The sequence below is a fragment of the Streptomyces sp. NPDC033136 genome, from assembly GCF_055578235.1.
In genome coordinates, this window is record NZ_JBVIPD010000001.1 from 497,847 (window position 1) to 517,050 (window position 19,204).

Below are 19,204 nucleotides of genomic sequence, written 5' to 3' on the forward strand. Positions count from 1 at the left end.
AAGTTGTTGCCGCAACCCCCTAGGATCTCTTTCTGCGCCCCTCGCGCCTCCCTGGGGGAAGAGACGGGGGGGGGGGTGGGGTGCCCGGACCCTGACCACTGCCCGTGGGTCCGGCCGCCCCGCACGCCTCGTCTGGGCGACGGCGGCCTCGCCACTCGCTGCCGCGTCGCCCACCCGTCGCCGCCGCGCGGCGGACGATCACCTCGGGCGCGTACGCCCCGAAGCCGCGCGGAACGCTCCCTGCGCGGCGCAGGGCGGCAGCGATTCTCTGGCGTGGAACCGCGGAACCGCGGAACCGAGGAACCACCCTCCACCTCGCCGTACGCCGGGGGGCGTGATGCTCCGGCGTCCCCGCGCGCTCCTTGTGTGATGAGCCTCTACTTCCATCTGCGAGCGGTGCCGCCCCCGGCACTGCGCAACAGCGCGATCTGGCTGGAACGGCTGTTCGGGGACGACCGGGACGCATTCCGGCACGGCGTCGACCGGCACCGCGAGGAGGTGCTGGGCAAGCGCTATCTGGACCAGGAACTCCTCTACACCGGCGCTCCCCCGCACCGCGCGGGGGAGCGCCCCGAGGCCCAGGTGGTGCTCGGCGGCCGGCCGGTGTTCCACCCCGACCGGTACAAGCCGCCGTTCCGGGTACTGACGGCGGGCCAGGCCGACCGGGTGGCCAGGTTCCTGACGCGGGCGGACTTCGACGCGCTGTGGGTCTCGTCCCGCGACGCACTGCTGCCGCGCTACGGCGGCGTGCCCGCGGAGCCCGAGGCGCGGGGCGCTTTCGCGGCGGCGCACCGGGAGCTGACGGAGTTCTACGCGCAGACGGCCGCGTGCGGAAACGCGGTGGTGAAGTGGCTGCCGGCCTGAGGCGCTACAGGATCCGGTACCCCTGGCACCCGCTCACCTGCCCCCGCGGCCTGCCGCGCCTGCTGGCGCCGCGGGCGAACCTCGCACCGTCGTGCGGGTCATCAACCGGACACTTTACGCGCTCCCCGCTCAAAGCCGCTCTCTTTCCAGGAAGTTGAGTCGTCGCGGTTTCGAGACCTTGGAAGGCGTGTGACCATCCGTCTACGGTGGGTAATTCTTGCTACCTCGGATCCGGGACGGCCTAGGGGGACACATGAACGACAACGGATACACGAGCCTGCCGGGGTGGAGAGGCGGTGACGCAAACGCCGCATATCTCGACAAGAACCTGAAGCACGAGCCGGTGGAGACCTCCCTCGACGACTCGGTCAGCTGGCGGCAACTGCTCCAGCTGCTCGTCTACGCCCTCCTGGCTTCGTTCCTGGCGTTCCTGCCGCCCTTCTTCTTCGGGCTCATCCTCCTCGTCGGTGGCAGTGCCGAGGGGTTCGCCGTCATGTTCGGGCTGGCGTACATCGTTTCGGGCATCGCCTTCTGGGTGACTCTGCTCTGGATGCGCCTGGTCGAACCGATCGCCGAGTGGCGGGTCCTGCTGGCGGACCGGAGTGGATCTCTGGACTCGGCGTACATCTCCATCAGGGGCACGCTCGAGCGCCGCCACATCCCCGTCGACCGCGCTGAGCGGGTCATCGCCGCCGGACTGGGCCGGGACCAGGTCCGCAACCGCCTGGTGCTCTCGGAGGGCCAGTGCCAGGTCTACGTCTCGGTCTTCTCGTACGGCACGAGCCTCTACCTGGGGTGGCAGATGTGGCGCTCGCGCCGCGGGTACGCCCTGATCGGCGGGTTCGTGTCCGACATCTTCGCGTCCATCATGGGCCGCCTGAGCCCCGAGCGGATCATGATGCGGACCGAGGGCGTGAGGGCCATGCGCGAGGCGGTGCACGCGGCGTGCCGGGAGGGACTGGCCACGGCGGTGGACCAGGTCGTGGTGCCCGTCAGCTTCGGCTTCCCCCAAGGACTGCCGCCGGTGCAGGCCGACCACGCGAGGTCCGCGCCGACGCCGGGCCTCAGCCCCACGCCGCCCGCCTGGGGTCCGCCCGCGGGCGCCCCACCGACGGGCGGCCCCCAGGCGGGCGGCCCTCAGACGGGCGGTGTGCACCCCGGGACGTGATGCGCCCCGGTTCGCCGGCTCGCACCGCCACACGCGGTGCGAGCCGGCGGCCGGTCATGGAGGAACCGGGAGAACCCGGGGGACCAACGGCCCTGGCGGGACTGGGAACTCCGGTGGCACAAGGGAGTCCGGCGGGACCGGGAAACTCCGGTGACACCAGGAAGTCCAGCAGGACCGGGACATCCGGTGAGACCAGGGCGCCCGGCGGGACGGGGAGTACCGGCGGGACCGGGAAGACCTGGAAGCCAGCCCGGGAAGACCGGTGGGATCAGGAAGGGAAGAGCAGATGGCCGAAGCCGCTCCGGAGGACGCGCGGGGCATTCTGCTGCACGGTGCCCCCAGCGGGGAGAGCTGGGCCTACGTCGCCTTCTCGCTGAGTCCCGTGCCGCTGCCCGGGGGCCTCTACCCGGAGTTCTCCGAAGCCCGGCGCAGAGCCGACCGGGTCGCCGCCGAGCGGACCTGGCTCGCGGCTCTCTGGACGGATCGCACCACGGCCCGCTGGGATCTGCGGTTCATCAGCGACCCGGTGAGCGGACGGATCACAACCGTCGTCGTCGCCCAGTTGTACGGCGCCGACCCGGCAGCCGCGGTCCGGGCCGCGCGGCACGTGCTTCCCACCCTGGCGCGGTTACCGGCGCACGTGACGGCGACCCGGATCGAGGACACCGCGGAGATCGCGCGTCTGCTCGCCCCGTTCGTACCGGGGTGGGGCGCGATCGCCGAGATCCGCAAGCGCATCACCTGCCGGACCCTGACCCGCCCCTGGGGCGCGGAGCGGATCGCGACCGCGGTCTCCCGGTTCGACGCCCGTGAGCCCTCCTGGGACCGGGTGTGGACCCAACTGGCCGCGGAGCCGCGGCGGACCGTGGTCAGCGTGTGCCTCGAACCGTGCTCCGCTCCGCCCGGACTCACCGAGGGCCTGACGATGAGAGCGCAGGTGTTCGGGACCCTCGCCGCGCCGGGTCAACCCGACCCGATCTACGGGGGTCCCGTGCCGGGCGACCCCTTCGCGAAGGAGGCACACGGTCTGTACGACGAGGCCTCGCGACGCTACACCGGGCGGCTGCACCGGGCGCGCGTGTCGGTCGCCGTCGAGGGCGAGGCACCGGTGTCCGACGTCCTGACCGGGCTCATCAGCCACACCGTGGCGCCGGGGAGCTCCGGAGCGGTCGTCGTCCGCCCGACGGGCTGGGAGGAACACCAGGTGGCCTGCGGCAACCTGCTGGGCGTCAACCGGGACTGGCAGCCGGAGGCCTACTGGCAGGAGGTACCCGCGTTCCTGCGGGATCCGTCCGTGGGGCAACTGTGGCTGAGCGATCCGGGAACGGTGACGGCCCTCGCCGACCTCGTGGACGCCGACGAGGCGGCCGCCGTCTTCCGCCTGCCCCACGAGGAGCCCGGCGAGCCCGAACTCTTCGCGCTGCGGCCAGGCATGACGCACATGCCCAGCCACGGAGCACCCGCCGGCAGCACCGACGCCGGCTGGACCGACTTCGGCTCCGGCGTCTGACCGCCGGACCCCGGTCCCGCAACGATCCGACCGACGAACAGGAACCACTGGACATGACCGAAGCACCCGCGTCCCGGCCGCCGGAGAACGCACTGACCTTCGCCTTCCCCGGAACGCAGGCCCAAGTCGACGCCCTGAACCGGGATCTGGCGGAGTGGATCAACGCCACGGACCAGCTGGGCGGCAGCGCGAGTCTGCGCACCCAGCCGCCCGCCCCCGGCGAGCAGGGCGACGTCGCCGTCGCCGTGGACATCATCAACGCCTCCGCGGCGATGATCGCGGCGGTCACCAACACCTTCTTCCTCTGGCTGCAGCAACGGCGGCCGACCTACCGGCGGATCGAGTTCGAGGTGGTGCGGCCCGACGGCACCCGGGTCAGCGGCGCGGTCGACGACGAGTCCCAACTGCCCGAGGTCATGGCCCAGTTGTCCGGGTTCGTCGTCGCACCGCCCGGAGGGGACGGATGACCTGGGCCGTCTGGCGCCCCGCCTCCGCCGCCGCGTACGCGCTGCTCGTCGGCACCGGTCGGCACGTCCGCCCCAGCTCCCTGTCCTGCATACCCCAGGCCGTGAGCGCGACCCGAGCCCTCGGGGCCGCCCTCACCGGCGACCAGGGGGTGTTCGACACGCGCCGGACCACGGTGGTCCTGGACCCCGCCGACACGCGTCAGGTGCTGGACCCCCTGCGCCGTATGGTCCGGGAACCGGGCGTCGACCTGCTGCTCTTCTCCTACTGCGGCCACGGACTGCTCGGCCGGAACGACCGTCTCTGCCTGGCCCTCACCCCCTCCAGCCAGGACGGCGGCGGGGGCGACCCGAGCCCGGCCCTGCCGTTCACCGAAGTCGCCAGCCTGATGCGGGAGTCGTCGGCGAGACACAAGGTCGCGATTCTCGACTGCTGCTTCTCCGGCCGCGCCCTCGGCCCGGACGGCCACGGCATCCACCTGCTCACCGCGTGCGGGCCCACCCTGAAGGCCCTGTTCCCGCCCGAGGGGACACGTACCGGCTTCACCGGGGAACTGCTCAGGATCCTCGAGGAGGGCATACCCGACGGGCCCCGCCATCTCGGCCTCTCCGCCCTCTACGACCGGCTTTCGGTGGTCCTGCCGACCACCCCGGCACCGCAGGTAGCGCTCATCCCCACCGGATATCCCGCGCCCCACCAGCAGACCGTCGGCGGCTCGGGCCACATCGCGCTGGCGGTCAACCCGGCTCACGGCACCCAGCGGACCCCGGCGGGTCTGCGGGCCCGGGGCGCCTTCGCCCAGCGGCTCAAGAGACTCACCGAGCCGTCACCCGCCAACCTCGTGCCCGACCCGGCGAGGCTGCCGCAACTGGTGCAGGTGCTGGCCGACTTGGAGCGCGACGCGACCGAGGCCCTGGGCCCGCTCGACGACTTCAGCATCGACGTCCGCCGCAACCACGCCGTCATGACCGGTGCCGCCGGGTCCCCCGACCAGGCAGCGTCCCTGCTGTCCGCCCTGGTGGAGGCCCTCCGCGCGAAGTCGTCCAGCCACCGGTCCCTCCCCGGAGCGGAACAGGCCCTGGCCCACTGGAGCCGAGAGCTCTCCCGCAGCGGACACGCGGGAGCGTGACCCCGCGCGTGGGAACGGCTGACGGCCCGCACGGCGCGCCCGGCCCGGAGCGGCAGGCCGCGTCGGTCAGCCGACCCCGGGACGCGGCCCTTCGACTTCACCGGACGCCCGATGCGCGGCTGGGTCGTCGTGGCCGCGTCCGCCCTGTCCGAGGACGAGGCCCTGGCCGACTGGATCGACCAGGGGCACGCCTTCGCGGCGAACCCGCCGCCCAAGTAGCCCCTTTCAGCGGCAGGTTCCTCCGCTCCCGGCTCCCTCACTCCGGCGTGACGCGGAGACGCGCAGGGGCCGTTGCCGGAGGGATGGCGCGTGGCCCGCTTCCGGCAAGAGCCGGGAGTCCGGCGGCGGCGCCGGTCAGGCGTCGATGATGACCGGGATGATCAGTGGCCTGCGGCGGTGGGTGCGGAAGGCCCAGTTGGCCACCGCGCGGGCGATGAGCTGTTCGAGCTGGTGGGCGTCGCCGACGCCTTCCTGAGCAGCGGTGGCCAGTGTCTTCTCGATGACGGGGATGACGGGCTCGAAGGTGGTGTCGTCGTGGACGAAGCCGCGGGCGAGGAAGTCGGGGGACTCGGCGAGGGCGCCGGTGTCGGCGTCGACGATGGCCACGACCGTGATGACGCCCTCCTGGGCGAGGGTGACGCGGTCCTTGAGGGACGCCTCGGTGGCGCCGCCGACTTCCATGCCGTCGACGTAGACGTTGCCCGCGGGCACCTTGCCGGTGATGGAGGCGCGGCCGTCGACCAGGTCGACGACGACACCGTCCTCGGCGATGACGACCCGGTCGGGGTCGACGCCGGTGCGGATGGCGAGGTCGGCGTTGGCGCGCAGGTGGCGGAACTCGCCGTGCACGGGCATGACGTTGCGGGGGCGGACGATGTTGTAGCAGTAGACGAGTTCGCCGGCGCTGGCGTGGCCGGAGACGTGCACCTTGGCGTTGCCCTTGTGGACGACGTTGGCGCCCCACCGGGTCAGGCCGTTGATCACCCGGTAGATGGCGTTCTCGTTGCCGGGGATGAGGGAGCTGGCGAGCAGGACGGTGTCGCCCTTGCCGATGCGGATCTGGTGGTCGCGGTTGGCCATCCGGGACAGGGCGGCCATCGGTTCGCCCTGGGATCCGGTGCACACCAGGGTGATCTTGTGGTCGGGGAGCTTCTCCAGCTCCTTGGTGCTCACGACCAGGCCGGAGGGGACCTTCAGGTAGCCCAGGTCGCGGGCGATGCCCATGTTGCGGACCATGGAGCGGCCCACGAAGGCCACCTTGCGGCCGTGCTCGTGGGCGGCGTCCAGGACCTGCTGGATGCGGTGCACGTGGCTGGCGAAGCTGGAGACGATCACCCGCCGCGGGGCGGTGCGCATGACCTGCTCGATCGCGGGGTTCAGTTCGCGTTCGGAGGTGGTGAAGCCGGGGACCTCGGCGTTGGTGGAGTCGGTCAGGAACAGGTCCACACCCTCCTCGCCGAGGCGGGCGAAGGCGCGCAGGTCGGTGATCCGGTCGTCCAGCGGGAACTGGTCCATCTTGAAGTCACCGGTGTGCAGCACCGTCCCGGCGCCGGTGCGCAGGGCCACCGCGAGGCTGTCCGGGATGGAGTGGTTGACGGCCACGAACTCGCAGTCGAAGGGACCGAAGCCGCGCCGGTCACCTTCCTTCACCCGTACCGTCCGGGGCCTGATGCCGTGCTCTTTCAGCTTGGCCTCGATGAAGGCGAGGGTGAGCTTGGAGCCGACGAGGGGGATGTCCCTCCGCTCCCGCAGCAGGTAGGGCACGCCGCCGATGTGGTCTTCGTGGCCGTGGGTGAGAACGATGGCGACGATGTCGTCGAGGCGGTCCCGGATGGAGGTGAAGTCGGGCAGGATCACGTCCACGCCGGGCTGGGTCTCTTCGGGGAACAGCACGCCGCAGTCGACGATGAGCAGCTTGCCGGCGTGCTCGAACACGGTCATGTTCCGGCCGATCTCGCCCAGGCCCCCCAGGGCGGTGACCCTCAGCCCTCCCTGGGGCAGTGGCGGGGCGGCTTTGAGTTCTGGGTGCGGATGGCTCATACCCTCACGCTACCGAAGGGTCTGCCGGGACGATCCGCTGCCCACCCGCCTGCCTGCTGGGGGCGAGGCGGGCTGGGGGTTCCGCCTGTCACCGCCGGAGGGAGAACCAGGTGGTGACCGACCCGACAGGCCACCCTGAAAAACCGGCCAGAGCCGACCGCGGCGCGTCCGCTCACCTTGCGATCGCCGGTGGGCCGGGCAGCGGCTCTGCGATTCTGTAGATGCTGTGGCGGGGGCGGGCCCGCCGGGCGGCGTGATGGTCCCGGGGGCGTCTATACGATGTCCGCGCGGAAGACGGACGGTGGCGGAAGGGAGACAGGGCGTGGCAGAACAGCGGCAGCGTCCCCGGCGGCGGGGGCAAGGTGAGCTGGAGGCGCTGATCCTGTCCGCGCTGCGGGAGGCGGACGGCCCGGCGACGGCCGGCTGGGTGCAGGAGCGCCTGGGCGGCGATCTCGCCTATACGACCGTCATTACCATCCTGACCCGGCTCCTGGCCAAGGGTGCGGTCACGCGAGAACGCGCGGGCCGGTCCTTCGCCTGGACGTCCGCGTCTGACCAGGCGGGGCTGGCCGCCCACAGGATGCGCCGGGTGCTGGACTCCGAAAGTGACCGGGAGGCGGTGCTGGCCAGCTTTGTGACCGGCCTGGGACCGGATGACGAGCGACTGCTGCGGGAGCTGTTGGGTCAGTCGAGGAACGAAGGGGAAGACTGAAGCCTCATGGGGGTGTTCGTCTTTCTGCCGCTGGTGCTGCCCTTGACGGCGTGGCCGATCGCGCGTCTCGCCGAGCAGCATCTGCATCCACGGACCGCGACGCGGTTGCTGACCGGGGTGGCGGCCTTGATGGCTGCGTGCAGCACGCTGTGCCTCGGCCTGGTGATGGTGGTCGGCACCGCTCAACTGCCTGGCAACCCGCTGCCGGACGGCTGGTCGGACCCCGAGGTGCGTGAGGCGGTCCCGTACGACGAGATCGTCGGCAAGGCGGCGATTCCCGCCCTGTGCGCGGTGTTGGTGGCGTGCGGCCGGGTGCTGTGGCGGCACGGGCGGGTGCGGCGTCGCGCCCACCGGGCGCTGGCCGGGCTGCGGGAGACGGAAGTGGCGGTCCTTCCGGACGACGTTTCCTACGCCTACGCATTGCCGGGCGGCCGACGGGATCGCGTGGTGGTGACCACGGCCCTGCTGGACTGCCTCGAACCGGGCGAGCGCCGGGCGCTGTTCGCTCACGAGCGGGCTCATCTGGCAGCCCGCCACCACCGTTTCCTCCTCGCGACCCAGCTGGCCGCGCGGGCCAACCCGTTCCTGCGTCCGCTGCGGACGGCGGTGGCGTACACGGCGGAACGGTGGGCGGACGAGGACGCGGCCCAGGCCGTCGGCAGCCGCCGGACCGTGGCGTGCGCGATCGGCAAGGCGGCCCTGGTCTCCCAGGGCACTCCGGTGGCGACCCTGGCGGGCCTCGCCGCGGCAGGCCCGGTGCCGCGGCGGGTGGCGGCCCTGCTCGGACCCGCTCCGGCCGTGCGCAGCTGGCCTTCGCTGTTCACGTCGGTGGGTGTGGCGACGTGGGGCGCGGCGGTGGGAACGGCCGTGTCGGCGATGTCCTCGGCGAACTCCGCCGTGACGATGGCCCTCATCCTGCACGCGGCCACGCCTCTTTGACGCCGGAAGGGAGGCTCCAGGCGTACTCGGTGGGGAGAGTGCGTCCGGTGATGAGCCCTGCGTCCCGGCACTGGCGACGACCGCGGCCGTGCGCGGATGCCGCGGGGAACTCCGCCTGGCGGATCGGCCGACGTCCGGCATCACCGCACCGGCTCTCACCGTGCTCAGGACCCCTTACGGCGGGCCGGCGCCGGAGGGCGCCGGCCCGCCGCACGGTCCGGGTCGGTCAGAGGTCGAACTCGTGGGGCGGCAGGTCGAGGGCGTAGCACACCTCGCGGACCACGGCCTGCTCGTCCTTGTCGAAGTCGCCGTCGGCGCCGCCGATGACGATGCCGATCTGGATGACGGCCCGTGCTTCGGCGGGCTTCTTCTTGGCCTTGGCGATCTCCTGCATGACGCTCACCTTGCCGAAGGCGAAGTCGGCGGTGAGCTTGCCCAGGTTGTCCTCGAAGCGGCGGCGCAGGTCGTCGGCGTCGAAGTTCTGCAACACCTCGTTGGTGGCGATGAGCTGGGCCACGCGCTGCCGCTCGGACGGGTCGACGGTGCCGTCGGCGGCGGCGACCAGCGCGCACATCGCCATGCTCGCGTCGCGGAAGGCGCCGCTCTTCAGGTCGTTCTTCTTCGCCATGAGCTGGGTCTGCATCGTCGATGCGGACTCCTTGAAGCGGTCCCACAGGGCCATGAGAACTCCGTACGGGTCGGGAGGATGCCCGGACCGGGGTGCTCCGGACAGCGTTTCTTCTACAACACAGTAGAAGTTATCAGCAGGGGGCGGCGAGGTGCGTCTGCCCACCCCCTGCTTCTGTCGTCCTCTACCGTCTGCCGGGGCCTGGTATCAGCCCTCGTCCTCCTCCTCGCCCTCGAAGAAGTCCCCGACCTCGTCCACGACTTCGGCCGCGACCATGCCGCCGACGACACCGACCGCGAGCCCGGCGGCACCCGCGGCGACGGCGGTGCCCATGCCGGGGCCGGAGCGGTGGTGGTCGTCGTGCCCGTGGTGCCCGCCGTGTCCGTGCCCTGGGTACGGGTCACCGTGACCGTAGGCGCCGTGGGAGCCGTACGCCGCCCGGTGCTCGACCAACTGGCGGATCCAGCCGTCGACTTCCGTGTTCCAGTCGCGGGAGTCGTGATGGCCGACGGTGAAGCGGGTCAGCGCGTCATGGCCGCCGGAGAGGAAGCCGCCGCGCTTGTCGGCCTCCAGGACGACCTCGACGCCGCCCGGGCCGGCCAGGAAGGTCACCTCGATCTCGTTCACCTGGTGCGCGTACTGCGGCGCCGGGGTCAGCTCGATCTCCTGGTAGAAGGGCAGCTGCTGGCCGGTGCCGCCGATGCGCCCGTACTCCAGGTCGGCGGACTTGAAGCCGAAGCCGAGCTGGCCGAGGGCTTCCAGGATCGCCTCCTGCGCGGGCAGCGGGGCGATGTTCAGCTGGTCCAGGTCGCCCTTGTCCTTCGCGCCGGCCACCGCCAGCTCGGTGCGCACACCGAGGACGATGCCCAGGCCCTGCCCGTACAACTCGGTGATCGGCGTCTCCCACGGCAGCGTCACGGTGAACGGGACGCTGTGCTGCTGCCCCGACCCGAGCCGGAAGCCGCCGCCGACGGTGAACCGCTCGAAGGCGACGGCGCCCTCGCTCTCGCCCTCGCTGTGCTCCGCCTCGACCCGGGCCGCCAGCTCCAGGGTGATGTGCTCGATGTCGAAGTCGGCGTCCCCGCCCTTGAGATGGACCTGGCCGGTCAGCGCGCCGCCGGGGCGGGCGGCTCCCGGGTCGAGCACCGTGTCGACGGTGGGTCCGCCCACGCCGAGTGATCCGAGCAGTCGTTTGAACACCATGGTGGCGTCCACTCCTTATGCGTGCGTGTGTCTCGTTCAAGTGCGATGCCGCGCGCCGGGGCGGGCGCACGGCACCACGGCTGTGCGCCGGGCGGGCTACTTGGCCGCGTCCAGCGCGGCGAGGGCCTGCGCCCAGCGGACGTACTTCAATTCGGCCAGGTCGGCTACGGTCTTGACCCCGAACGCCTCCTGCAGCAGTTCGCCGTCGCGGTCGGAGACGCCCTTGAGAGCGCCCACCGGGGCGGCCAGGATCTCGGGCAGGGGCTTGTCCGCCCACGCCTTGTCCAGCACCTTGTCCAGGTCGATCGAAGCCATGCGTGTCCTCTTCCGCGTGCGTGAGGCCCAGCCCTGCCGCGGGCCTTCTACAGACGAGTAGAAGCATAGGGCTGTCGCAGGCCGGGCGGGGCGGGGATCGCGCGGCACCGGCGGGAAAGGCCGAAAACGGGCCCCTGCACTGCCCGGAGGGCATGCCCGAAGTGTGCTGGTGCGGCCCTGCCGAGGCGTTCGCGATGCGCTGCCGCCCGGGACCCGTGCCGCACAGCCGCCGACCGCTGTTTCCGGGGGTCGCACGCCGTGGGGGTCAGCCGCTGGACGCCCGGTTCTCTGGCGGTGATGCGAGGTCGGCGCGAAGCTGAAGGTGGGGCTCTGGCGTCCGGGGGCTGGGAGGCACGGTGGCCGGTCGGGTGGTGGTGGGTGTCGACGGGTCGGCGTCGGGCCTGGCGGCGGTGGAGGTGGCGGCGTGCGAGGCGCGGCTGCGCGGGGCGGAGCTGCGGGTGGTGCACGCCTTCCTTTGGCCGGCGATGCATCCACCGCCGGGCTCGTTGCCGCTGGGCCCGCCGGCCGGCGGTGTGCGGAACATCGTCGAGCGTCTGGTGGCCGAGGCGGTGGAGCGTGCCAGGACCGCCGAGGCGGAGGTTCAGGTCTCGCATGCCGTGGTGACGGGCGAGCCGCTGGCGGTGCTGGAGGCGCAGTCGCGTGCCGCCGAACTGGTGGTGGTCGGGTCTCGGGGAATGGGCGGGTTCGCCGGGCTCCTGGCGGGGTCGACGGCGGCGCATCTGGCGGCGCACGGCCGGTGTCCGGTGCTCGTGGTGCGGGAGGGCCCGCGTGCGGAGGGCCCGGTCGTGGTGGGCGTCGACGGCTCCGCGGCGGGAGATGAGGCGGTGCGCTTCGCCTTCGCGGAGGCCGCGCTGCACGGGACCGGTCTGGTGGCCGTGCATGCCTGGACCATGGGCAACACGCCGATGCCCGCCGCGCGGGAGGCGTCCGCGCGGTACGTGAACCGGCCGGCCGGTCTCGCGCGGGGCGAGGAACGTCTGCTGGCCGAGGCGCTGGCCGGCCATCGGGAGCGGCACCCGGACGTGACCGTGCGGCAGGAGGTGGTGCACGGCGGGACGCGCCAGGCGTTGCTCGAGGCGAGCAGATCCGCCCGGCTGATGGTGGTCGGCGCCCGGGGACGAGGCGGTTTCGCCGGGCTGCTGCTGGGATCGGTCAGCCAGGCCCTGCTGCATCACGCGCACTGTCCGGTAGCGGTGGTGCGGGGAGGCGGCACGCGTCACTGACGGACGGCGGACGCCGGCCCGCGGGGCCCGGCAGGTCCCTGCGCCGGCCGGGCGACCGCGGGGCGGGTGGGTGCGAATCGGGTGAGGACGGGACCGCAGACGGCGAGGAGCATCACATAGGTGGTGACCAGGGCCCCGAGTCGCTGATCCGCCGTGCCGGCGAGGCCGATGATGACGACGGAGAACTCGCCGCGGGCGATGAGGGCCGTTCCGGCCCGCAGCCGTCCCCGCCGGCCGGCCCCCTCGCGGGCCGCGGCGTACCAGCCGCCCGCCAGCTTGGTCGCGGCGCCGACCACGGCCAGCGCGGTGGCGGCGGGCAGCATCGGCAGCAGGTCTCCGGGGTCGACGGACATCCCCAGGGCCAGGAAGAAGACGGCTGCGAACAGGTCGCGCAGCGGAGCGAGGACGCCACGCGCCCGCTCGGCGACCTCACCCGTCAGGGACAGTCCGACGAGGAAGGCCCCGACGGCGGCGGAGACGTGGATGAGCTCGGCCAGGGCCGCGACGATCAGGGTGATGCCGAGGATCCGCAGCAGCAGTTGCTCGGGGTCGGGATGGGACATGACCCGGCCGACGTGGTGTCCCCACCGGTACGAGCCGGTGATGGCCGCGGTGACCGCGGCGGCGGCCACCGACACGGCGAGCAGGGCCTGCCACTCGAGCCGCAGCGCCGGGGACTCCTCAGGTGGCCACGCCCTGGTCCGGTACTGGAGACCCCCAGTGTGATGACCCCGGAGCGGGCGCCGGCAGGGCCGATCAGCCCCCGAAGGGCAGCCGGGCGGACCTGCTGCCCGCCCGGACCCGGTGCTTTGCAAGTCCTTTACAGTTGGTGTAGAGGCAGGCAATCCTGTTTCCACCACTGTCCACGTGTTTCCAGAAGGAGCGACGTTCCCTCCGATGGGTGAGCCTCCCAGTACCAGCCGTGCCATGGCCCGCCGGACTCTCGCGATCGAGGGAGCGGGGGTGGCACGGTGACCGAGGTCCTGCTGCTCCTGCTGGCCCTCCTCCTCACACTGGCCTGCGCGGTGTTCGTCGCGGCCGAGTTCTCCTTGACCACCGTGGAGCGCGCTGACCTGGAGCGCGCCGCCGAGGCCGGCGAGCGCGGCGCGGACGGTGCGCTGAAGGCCGTACGACGTCTCACGTTGCAGTTGTCCGGCGCCCAGCTGGGGATCACCGTCACCTCGCTGGTGATCGGCATGCTCGCCGAGCCGTCCCTGGCCGCGCTGCTGCGCGGTCCCCTGCGGGCGATCGGCCTGGGCGCCGCCGCCTCGTCGGTGGCGACGGTGCTGGGCGTGGTCGTCTCCACCGTCGTGCTGATGGTGGTCGGCGAGCTGGTGCCGAAGAACTGGGCGATCTCCCGCCCCCTTGCGGTCGCCAAGGTGGTCGCCGGCCCGCAGCGCGCGTTCACGGCCGCGTTCGGCCCGTTCATCGAGCACCTCAACGGCACCGCGAACCGTTTCGTACGCCGCATCGGTCTCGAGCCGGCCGAGGAACTGGCCTCCGCCCGCACCGCCGAGGAACTGGGCGCGCTGGCCCGGCGCTCGGCCGCCGAGGGCGCCCTGGAGGCGGACTCCGCGGAGCTGTTCGTACGGACCCTGCACCTCAGTGAGCTGACGGCGCAGAACGTGATGACACCGAGGGTCGACGTCAAGGCCCTGGAGGTCCACGCGACGGCCGCCGACGCGGCCAACCTCTCCCACGCGACCGGGCTGTCCCGTTTTCCCGTCTACCGCGACAGCCTGGACGAGGTGGTCGGCACCGTCCACATCCGGGACGTGCTCGCCCTGGAACCGGAGAAGCGGGCCGCCACGCAGGTCACGGAGCTGACCACGGAGCCGTTGCTGGTGCCCGACAGCCTCACCGCCGACCGGCTGCTGGAGCGGCTGCGCGAGCACCGCACCATGGCCGTGGTCATCGACGAGTACGGCGGCACGGCGGGCGTGGCGACCGTGGAGGACATCGTCGAGGAGGTCGTCGGCGAGGTCCGTGACGAGCACGATCCCTTCGAGGCACCCGACCTGGTCCCCGCCCCGGCGACCCGGGACGGACGCGCGGTGTGGGAGGCGGACGGCAGCGTCCGCATCGACCAGCTCACGAACATGGGACTCACCGCGCCGGAAGGACCGTACGAGACGGTCGCCGGGCTCGTCGCCACCCGTCTGGCCCGCATCCCCGGCAAGGGGGACGTGGTGCACCTCGACGGCTGGCAGCTCGAGGTGCTGGAGGTCGAGCACCACCGCGCCGACCGGATACGCATCACCGAGTCGGCAGCCTCCTTGCCCGCCCAGCTCTTGGAGGAGGCCCGATGACCGCGCTGCAACTGGCCATCGGTGCCCTGACGCTGCTGACCAACGCGTTCTTCGTCGGAGCCGAGTTCGCCCTGGTCTCCGTGCGCCGCAGCCAGATCGAACCGCGCGCCCAGGCGGGCAACAAACGGGCCCGGATGACGCTGTGGGCGCTGGAGCACCTCTCCGCGATGATGGCCACGGCCCAGCTCGGCATCACCGTCTCCTCGCTGGTGCTGGGAGCGGTCGCCGAGCCCGCGATCGCGCACCTGATGGAGCCCGGCTTCGAGGCGGTGCACCTCCCGCACGGCCTGGTGCACCCGGTCGCGTTCGTCATCGCGCTCACCCTCGCCACCTATCTGCACATGCTGATCGGCGAGATGGTGCCGAAGAACATCGCGCTGGCCGCCCCGGTGTCCAGCGCGCTGCTGCTGGGCCCGCCCCTGGTGGCGTTGACGCGGGCGCTGCGGCCGTTCGTGTTCGGGATCAACGCCTTCGCCAACGCCCTGCTCAAAGTGCTGCGCGTGGAGCCGAAGGACGAGGTCGAGTCGGTCTTCACCGACGACCAGCTCGCCCGCATGGTCGTGGACTCCAGTGAGGCCGGGCTGCTCAGCCCGGCCGACGGCGAGCGGCTGCGGGACGCGTTGGAGTTGGGCACCCGGCCGGTCGGCGAGATCGTGGTCCCGGCACAGCGGATGCGGACCGTCGACGACACGATCACCCCCGCCCGGCTGGAACGGCTGGCGGCCGAGGCGGGCTTCTCGCGCTTCCCGGTCACCGGAGCCGACGGCGTCGTCCTGGGGTACGTGCACATCAAGGACACCCTGGGCGCCACCGACCGTGACCGGCCCTTCCCGCGCACCACGCTGCACAAGGTCACCCGGGTGCGCATCGACACCCCGCTGGACGACACCCTCACCGCCCTGCGCGCCGAGGGCAGCCATTTGGCCGCCGTCGTCGGGGAGAGCGGCAAGGTCATAGGCTTCGTGACCATGGAGGACGTGCTGTCCGAACTGGTCGGACCGTCGGCTCCGGCCACCGCATGACCGCCGGGCCGCTCCGTGCGCGCCCCCGCGTGGAGCGGCCCGGTTCGCCTTGCGTTGCCGGACCGGGTACGTCGTGACACCCGGCTCGCCGAGTGACGCGCCGGTCAAGGGAATGAGTCCCCGGGGTAACCATTTGCGCCGCTCGCCTGCAGGGTTAAGCCGCTGACCTGGGGTTTCATCGATCTGGATAGACGTTTGGTGAAAGTTGTACATTCTGATCCTGGTGTTCATGTCCTGACGTCCGGTCCACTGCTGTCTCCCCTGACACGAGAAACCCCCCAGACAGGCAGGATCAGCGAATGACGGACAACAGCGGCGGATTCCTCAGAGTGCTCGGCAGAGGAGACGTTCTGGCATTGGCCTTCGGGGCCATGATCGGTTTCGGGTGGATCGTTCTCACCTCCGGTTTCATCAGTGACGCGGGGCCGGTGGGGGCGGCCATCGCCATCACCGCCGGCGGCGTGGTCGTCACGCTCGTCGGGCTGGCTTACGCGGAGCTGGTCTCCGCCATGCCGCACGCGGGCGGCGAGCATCACTACGCGCTGCGGGCTCTCGGTGGCCGGGGTGCCTTCCTGGCCTCCTGGGCCATGGTTCTCGGCTATGTGTCGGTCGCCGCGTTCGAGGCCGTCGCGCTGCCGCACAGCATGGTCAACCTCTTCCCCGACATGCTCGTGGGCCACATGTGGACGATCGCCGACTACGACGTCTACGCGAGCTGGGTCGCGGTCGGCGTGGTCGCCGCGATCGCGATCACGGTCGTGAACTACATCGGCATACGCCCCGCGGCGGTGTTCCAGACCGTCGCGGTGCTGTTCCTGCTCGCCGCGGGCGCGGCACTGCTCGTCGGAGCCCTTAAGGGCGGTTCCGCCGCCAACATGGAGCCGATGGTCAGCGGGGGCATGGACGGGATCTTCACGGTGCTGGTGGCCGTGCCGTTCCTCTTCGTGGGCTTCGACGTGATTCCGCAGTCGGCCGGCGAGATCAAGCTCCCGTACCGCCAGGTGGGCAGGCTTCTGGTGATCTCCGTGCTCTGTGCGACCGCGTGGTACGTCATGATCATGCTGACCGTGGGTTCCGGTCTCAGCGCCTCGGCCCTCGCCGAGTCCAACCTCGCCGCAGCCGACGCCATGACCGCCCTGTGGAACAGCCAGGCCATGGGCAACGTCCTGGTCATCGGTGGCATCGCCGGCATCCTGACCAGCTGGAACGCCTTCCTCATCGGCGGCAGCCGACTGCTGTACGCCATGGCCGAGTCCCGCATGATCCCCGCCTGGTTCGGCAGGATGCACCCGAAGTACCGCACCCCGGCCAACGCCGTGATCTTCATCGGCGCCCTGTCGGTACTGGCCCCGTTCTTCGGACGGCCGATGCTGGTCTGGCTGGTCGACGCGGGCGGCATCAACATCGTCGTCGCCTACGTCGTCGTCGTGCTGTCCTTCCTGGTGCTGCGTCGGCGTGAGCCGGGCATGGAGCGCCCGTTCCGCACCCCGGCCGGACCGGCCGTCGGTGTCGCCGCGCTGGTGCTCAGCCTGGGGCTCGGCGTGCTCTACCTGCCCGGCATGCCCGCGGCCCTCATCTGGCCCTCGGAGTGGGTGATCGTCGGCGTGTGGTGGCTGGTCGGCGCGTTCTTCATGTGGCGCCTGCCCAAGGTGGCGGCGGGCGAGGACGCCGAAAAGCGCCTCATCGCCGCCGTCGCCGCCCGCTGACCCGGGATCCCTCCCTGCCCGGTGGCGACGGGGTGTGAAAAGGCCCGGGGACACCTCGGACCGTGCGGTCAGCCGGAGTGCCATGGCCGCGCGACGCCGCTCGCGCAGCCGGAGCAGGGAGGTACGGCCCGAACAGGACTGGACAAGGGCCGAGGCCCAGGTCTCCGACCTGGGCCTCGGCCCTGAACCGGGTCACAGAACCAAACCAGTGAAGGAAGCCGGCGCCACGTGACCGCCGCCCAGCTGAGCGAGGTGGGCACCTGGGTGGTGCACGCCGGGTAGTGGCGGCCGGGCGACGCGGACATCCTCGTCGCGTGATTGCGGATGCGTGGGTGCGCCGGCCTCCCCCTGTCGTTCGACGTCGGCTCCGAGGGCGCGGGCGAGCCCGCCGAGGCCGTCCGCCCTGGTTCAGGCGTCGCGGATCACGCGTCGGATCCGGGCGTGTTCGTTCGGCGCCCGCGACGGCGGAGGAGGAGCAGACCCCCGAGGAGGGCCGAGGCCCCGGCGGCGGACCAGGCAAGGACGCCGTCCGCCCCGGTGGCGGCCAGATCGTGGGGGGCACCGCCCTGCGGGCGCGTCCCCCCGCCTGCCGCGCTGCCCGAGGCGTCGTCCGCCGTCTTGGCGGTTTCGCGTGCGGCGCCCGGCGCGGACGCGCCGGCGTCCTCCGGGTCCCGGGTGTAGGTCAGCGTGCCGTAGCCGAGGTGGTCGTAACTCCAGCCGGCCCCGCCGCGCGTCCCGCCGCCGTCCTCGGGCGCGAGCTTGTCCTTGTAGGCCGTGATGTTCGGTACGTCCAGCCCCCGGCGCACCGCGTAGTGGTTGTGGATCAGGGCCCAGATGGGACGGGCGCTGCCCCGGCCCACCTCGCTGATCGTCGGTTCGGTGTGCAGGGCTCCGGCCTGGCCCGCCACGCGCCGGCCCATACGGCGTGAGTACGAGGTGTACGGCACGTCCTTGCCGAGGTTGTAGCGGGCGACGTACTCAGCGCCCTTCATGAACCGGTTGTCGTCGTACCCGTACAGGTCCTCGCCCAGGTTCCAGGCCATCTCGCAGAGCGCGCCCATCCAGCCGACACCGGCCATGGTGTGCTCCTGGTCCCGGCCGCTCTCCTCCCACTGCCCGAGGACGACGCCGTCCGCCTCCTCGTGCAGGACGGGGACGGCCCGTCTGACACAGCCGTTGCCGTCGCCGTTCTTGAAGTACTCCACCGCCCGGTCGATCTTGGCCTGGTCCTCGGTGAGCCCGCCGATGGCGATGATGGACGCCAGGGTGCACAGTTCCCAGTTGGCCCGGTAGTTGCTGGGGACGGCGTCGTTGTGGTTGACCAGGAAGGAGTCGTTCATCGGGTAGAAGATGTCGGCCAGCATGGACTGGAACCGGCCGAGGTCGAATCCGTCGTAGTCCCGCATGATCTCGCCGGCGTTGGCCAGCTGATACCCCTGGATGCCCGCCATCAGGTACCGGTCGGCGTTCCCGCCGAGCTCCTTGAGGGTCCCCGACCAGGCGTTGAGGATGTCCCGTGCCTTGTCCCCGTGCCCGGCGTCCCCGGTGATCTTCCAGCGCAGGGCGTTCTGGTAGGCCGCGGCGGTGTCCCGGAAGAGCAGGTGGACGTTCGCGCCCTCGCCACCGCGGATGACGGCCGCGACGGGCCGTGGCTGGTAGTCGGTCGCCGAGTCCCGGCTGCTCAGCAGCCGCTTCCAGCCGTCCGTCCAGGGCTGCGCACCCGCCTTGACCTTCTCGGCCATCCGGTCGAAGTCGGCCTGCGTGTGCAGCAGCGCCGGGTGGGCGAACCCGCGCTTCGGGGCCGTCGCCGCGGCTGACGCGGTCCCCGCGGCCGCCCCGATCGCACCGGCGCCGGCGCCGGCCGCGCCGGCGAGCTTCAGCATCCCGCGACGGCTGAGCGAACGGTCTGTGGTGGCCTGCTCCATCGAACTGTCTCCTGGTTCTTCTCCG

17 protein-coding genes are annotated in these 19,204 nt (G+C 71.9%); 11 read left to right on the forward strand and 6 right to left on the reverse strand.

The genetic code is table 11. The annotated features are described in order from the left end of the window. Window positions 1-369 precede the first annotated feature (369 nt). The 5 genes from ACZ5TL_RS02285 to ACZ5TL_RS02305 all read left to right on the forward strand — a co-directional run bounded on the left by ACZ5TL_RS02285 (window position 370) and on the right by ACZ5TL_RS02305 (window position 5,136). Window positions 370-864: a DUF1877 family protein gene (locus tag ACZ5TL_RS02285; protein WP_468586739.1), complete on the forward strand. Its 495-nt coding sequence runs from the start codon at window positions 370-372 to the stop codon at window positions 862-864. Window positions 865-1,117: 253 nt separating this feature from the next. Next, the gene (locus ACZ5TL_RS02290) at window positions 1,118-2,032 is read left to right on the forward strand and encodes a proline-rich domain-containing protein (RefSeq protein ID WP_468586741.1); all 915 of its coding nucleotides are present in this window, start codon (window positions 1,118-1,120) and stop codon (window positions 2,030-2,032) included. A 286-nt stretch (window positions 2,033-2,318) separates the two neighbouring features. Next, the gene (locus tag ACZ5TL_RS02295; protein ID WP_468586743.1) at window positions 2,319-3,542 is read left to right on the forward strand and encodes a hypothetical protein; all 1,224 of its coding nucleotides are present in this window, start codon (window positions 2,319-2,321) and stop codon (window positions 3,540-3,542) included. A 53-nt stretch (window positions 3,543-3,595) separates the two neighbouring features. Next, window positions 3,596-4,009, forward strand: a complete 414-nt coding sequence (locus ACZ5TL_RS02300; RefSeq protein ID WP_468586745.1) for an effector-associated constant component EACC1 — start codon at window positions 3,596-3,598, stop codon at window positions 4,007-4,009. Further along, the gene (locus tag ACZ5TL_RS02305; protein WP_468586747.1) at window positions 4,006-5,136 is read left to right on the forward strand and encodes a caspase, EACC1-associated type; all 1,131 of its coding nucleotides are present in this window, start codon (window positions 4,006-4,008) and stop codon (window positions 5,134-5,136) included. Before ACZ5TL_RS02300 ends, ACZ5TL_RS02305 begins: the two co-directional genes overlap by 4 nt. Before the next feature lie 354 nt (window positions 5,137-5,490). Here the strand turns inward: ACZ5TL_RS02305 and ACZ5TL_RS02310 are convergent, their stop codons facing one another. Further along, a complete protein-coding gene (locus ACZ5TL_RS02310; protein ID WP_468586749.1) occupies window positions 5,491-7,176 on the reverse strand; it encodes a ribonuclease J in 1,686 nt (561 codons plus the stop codon). A 322-nt stretch (window positions 7,177-7,498) separates the two neighbouring features. Between ACZ5TL_RS02310 and ACZ5TL_RS02315 the strand changes: the two genes are divergently transcribed. Together ACZ5TL_RS02315 and ACZ5TL_RS02320 are read left to right on the forward strand one after the other, a co-directional pair. Then, window positions 7,499-7,888 carry a BlaI/MecI/CopY family transcriptional regulator gene (locus tag ACZ5TL_RS02315; RefSeq protein ID WP_468586751.1) on the forward strand — a complete coding sequence of 130 codons (390 nt, stop codon included), beginning with the start codon at window positions 7,499-7,501 and terminating at the stop codon, window positions 7,886-7,888. A gap of 6 nt (window positions 7,889-7,894) precedes the next feature. Continuing rightward, complete coding sequence (locus ACZ5TL_RS02320) at window positions 7,895-8,827, forward strand: M56 family metallopeptidase (protein WP_468586753.1); 933 nt, start codon at window positions 7,895-7,897, stop codon at window positions 8,825-8,827. A 226-nt stretch (window positions 8,828-9,053) separates the two neighbouring features. Here the strand turns inward: ACZ5TL_RS02320 and ACZ5TL_RS02325 are convergent, their stop codons facing one another. The 3 genes from ACZ5TL_RS02325 to ACZ5TL_RS02335 all read right to left on the reverse strand — a co-directional run bounded on the left by ACZ5TL_RS02325 (window position 9,054) and on the right by ACZ5TL_RS02335 (window position 10,973). Continuing rightward, on the reverse strand, window positions 9,054-9,509 hold the full coding sequence (locus ACZ5TL_RS02325) for a tellurite resistance TerB family protein (protein WP_468586755.1): 456 nt from the start codon (window positions 9,507-9,509) through the stop codon (window positions 9,054-9,056). Between the two features lie 153 nt (window positions 9,510-9,662). Next, complete coding sequence (locus tag ACZ5TL_RS02330) at window positions 9,663-10,658, reverse strand: sporulation protein (protein ID WP_468586757.1); 996 nt, start codon at window positions 10,656-10,658, stop codon at window positions 9,663-9,665. 96 nt (window positions 10,659-10,754) lie between these two features. Next, on the reverse strand, window positions 10,755-10,973 hold the full coding sequence (locus tag ACZ5TL_RS02335; protein WP_468586759.1) for a hypothetical protein: 219 nt from the start codon (window positions 10,971-10,973) through the stop codon (window positions 10,755-10,757). A gap of 356 nt (window positions 10,974-11,329) precedes the next feature. On the opposite strand from ACZ5TL_RS02335, the gene ACZ5TL_RS02340 reads away from it, so the two are divergent. Then, a complete protein-coding gene (locus tag ACZ5TL_RS02340) occupies window positions 11,330-12,217 on the forward strand; it encodes a universal stress protein (protein ID WP_468586761.1) in 888 nt (295 codons plus the stop codon). Here the strand turns inward: ACZ5TL_RS02340 and ACZ5TL_RS02345 are convergent. Beyond that, window positions 12,211-12,855, reverse strand: coding sequence for a cation:proton antiporter (locus ACZ5TL_RS02345; RefSeq protein WP_468586763.1), 645 nt, complete (start codon window positions 12,853-12,855; stop codon window positions 12,211-12,213). The two genes, ACZ5TL_RS02340 and ACZ5TL_RS02345, sit on opposite strands and share 7 nt — an antisense overlap. A gap of 333 nt (window positions 12,856-13,188) precedes the next feature. Here ACZ5TL_RS02345 and ACZ5TL_RS02350 point away from each other — a divergent pair, with 333 nt between their 5' ends. The 3 genes from ACZ5TL_RS02350 (at window position 13,189) to ACZ5TL_RS02360 (ending at window position 17,254) form a co-directional block, all read left to right on the forward strand. Further along, entirely contained in the window at window positions 13,189-14,526 is a 1,338-nt protein-coding gene (locus ACZ5TL_RS02350; RefSeq protein WP_468586765.1) for a hemolysin family protein, read from the forward strand. Then, window positions 14,523-15,548, forward strand: a complete 1,026-nt coding sequence (locus ACZ5TL_RS02355) for a hemolysin family protein (protein ID WP_468586767.1) — start codon at window positions 14,523-14,525, stop codon at window positions 15,546-15,548. Before ACZ5TL_RS02350 ends, ACZ5TL_RS02355 begins: the two co-directional genes overlap by 4 nt. A gap of 299 nt (window positions 15,549-15,847) precedes the next feature. After that, entirely contained in the window at window positions 15,848-17,254 is a 1,407-nt protein-coding gene (locus ACZ5TL_RS02360) for an APC family permease (protein ID WP_468586769.1), read from the forward strand. Window positions 17,255-17,676: 422 nt separating this feature from the next. On the opposite strand, the gene ACZ5TL_RS02365 is transcribed toward ACZ5TL_RS02360, so the two are convergent. After that, window positions 17,677-19,179, reverse strand: coding sequence for an alginate lyase family protein (locus tag ACZ5TL_RS02365; protein ID WP_468586770.1), 1,503 nt, complete (start codon window positions 19,177-19,179; stop codon window positions 17,677-17,679). Window positions 19,180-19,204: the final 25 nt, after the last annotated feature.

Excerpts from the sequence above, each read along its gene's own strand:
- ACZ5TL_RS02285 (WP_468586739.1), top strand. The coding sequence starts at position 370 with ATGAGCCTCTACTTCCATCTGCGAGCGGTGCCGCCCCCGGCACTGCGC.
- ACZ5TL_RS02290 (WP_468586741.1), top strand. The coding sequence starts at position 1,118 with ATGAACGACAACGGATACACGAGCCTGCCGGGGTGGAGAGGCGGTGAC.
- ACZ5TL_RS02295 (WP_468586743.1), top strand. The coding sequence starts at position 2,319 with ATGGCCGAAGCCGCTCCGGAGGACGCGCGGGGCATTCTGCTGCACGGT.
- ACZ5TL_RS02300 (WP_468586745.1), top strand. The coding sequence starts at position 3,596 with ATGACCGAAGCACCCGCGTCCCGGCCGCCGGAGAACGCACTGACCTTC.
- ACZ5TL_RS02305 (WP_468586747.1), top strand. The coding sequence starts at position 4,006 with ATGACCTGGGCCGTCTGGCGCCCCGCCTCCGCCGCCGCGTACGCGCTG.
- ACZ5TL_RS02310 (WP_468586749.1), bottom strand. The coding sequence starts at position 7,176 with ATGAGCCATCCGCACCCAGAACTCAAAGCCGCCCCGCCACTGCCCCAG.
- ACZ5TL_RS02320 (WP_468586753.1), top strand. The coding sequence starts at position 7,895 with ATGGGGGTGTTCGTCTTTCTGCCGCTGGTGCTGCCCTTGACGGCGTGG.
- ACZ5TL_RS02325 (WP_468586755.1), bottom strand. The coding sequence starts at position 9,509 with ATGGCCCTGTGGGACCGCTTCAAGGAGTCCGCATCGACGATGCAGACC.
- ACZ5TL_RS02330 (WP_468586757.1), bottom strand. The coding sequence starts at position 10,658 with ATGGTGTTCAAACGACTGCTCGGATCACTCGGCGTGGGCGGACCCACC.
- ACZ5TL_RS02335 (WP_468586759.1), bottom strand. The coding sequence starts at position 10,973 with ATGGCTTCGATCGACCTGGACAAGGTGCTGGACAAGGCGTGGGCGGAC.
- ACZ5TL_RS02355 (WP_468586767.1), top strand. The coding sequence starts at position 14,523 with ATGACCGCGCTGCAACTGGCCATCGGTGCCCTGACGCTGCTGACCAAC.
- ACZ5TL_RS02360 (WP_468586769.1), top strand. The coding sequence starts at position 15,848 with ATGACGGACAACAGCGGCGGATTCCTCAGAGTGCTCGGCAGAGGAGAC.
- ACZ5TL_RS02365 (WP_468586770.1), bottom strand. The coding sequence starts at position 19,179 with ATGGAGCAGGCCACCACAGACCGTTCGCTCAGCCGTCGCGGGATGCTG.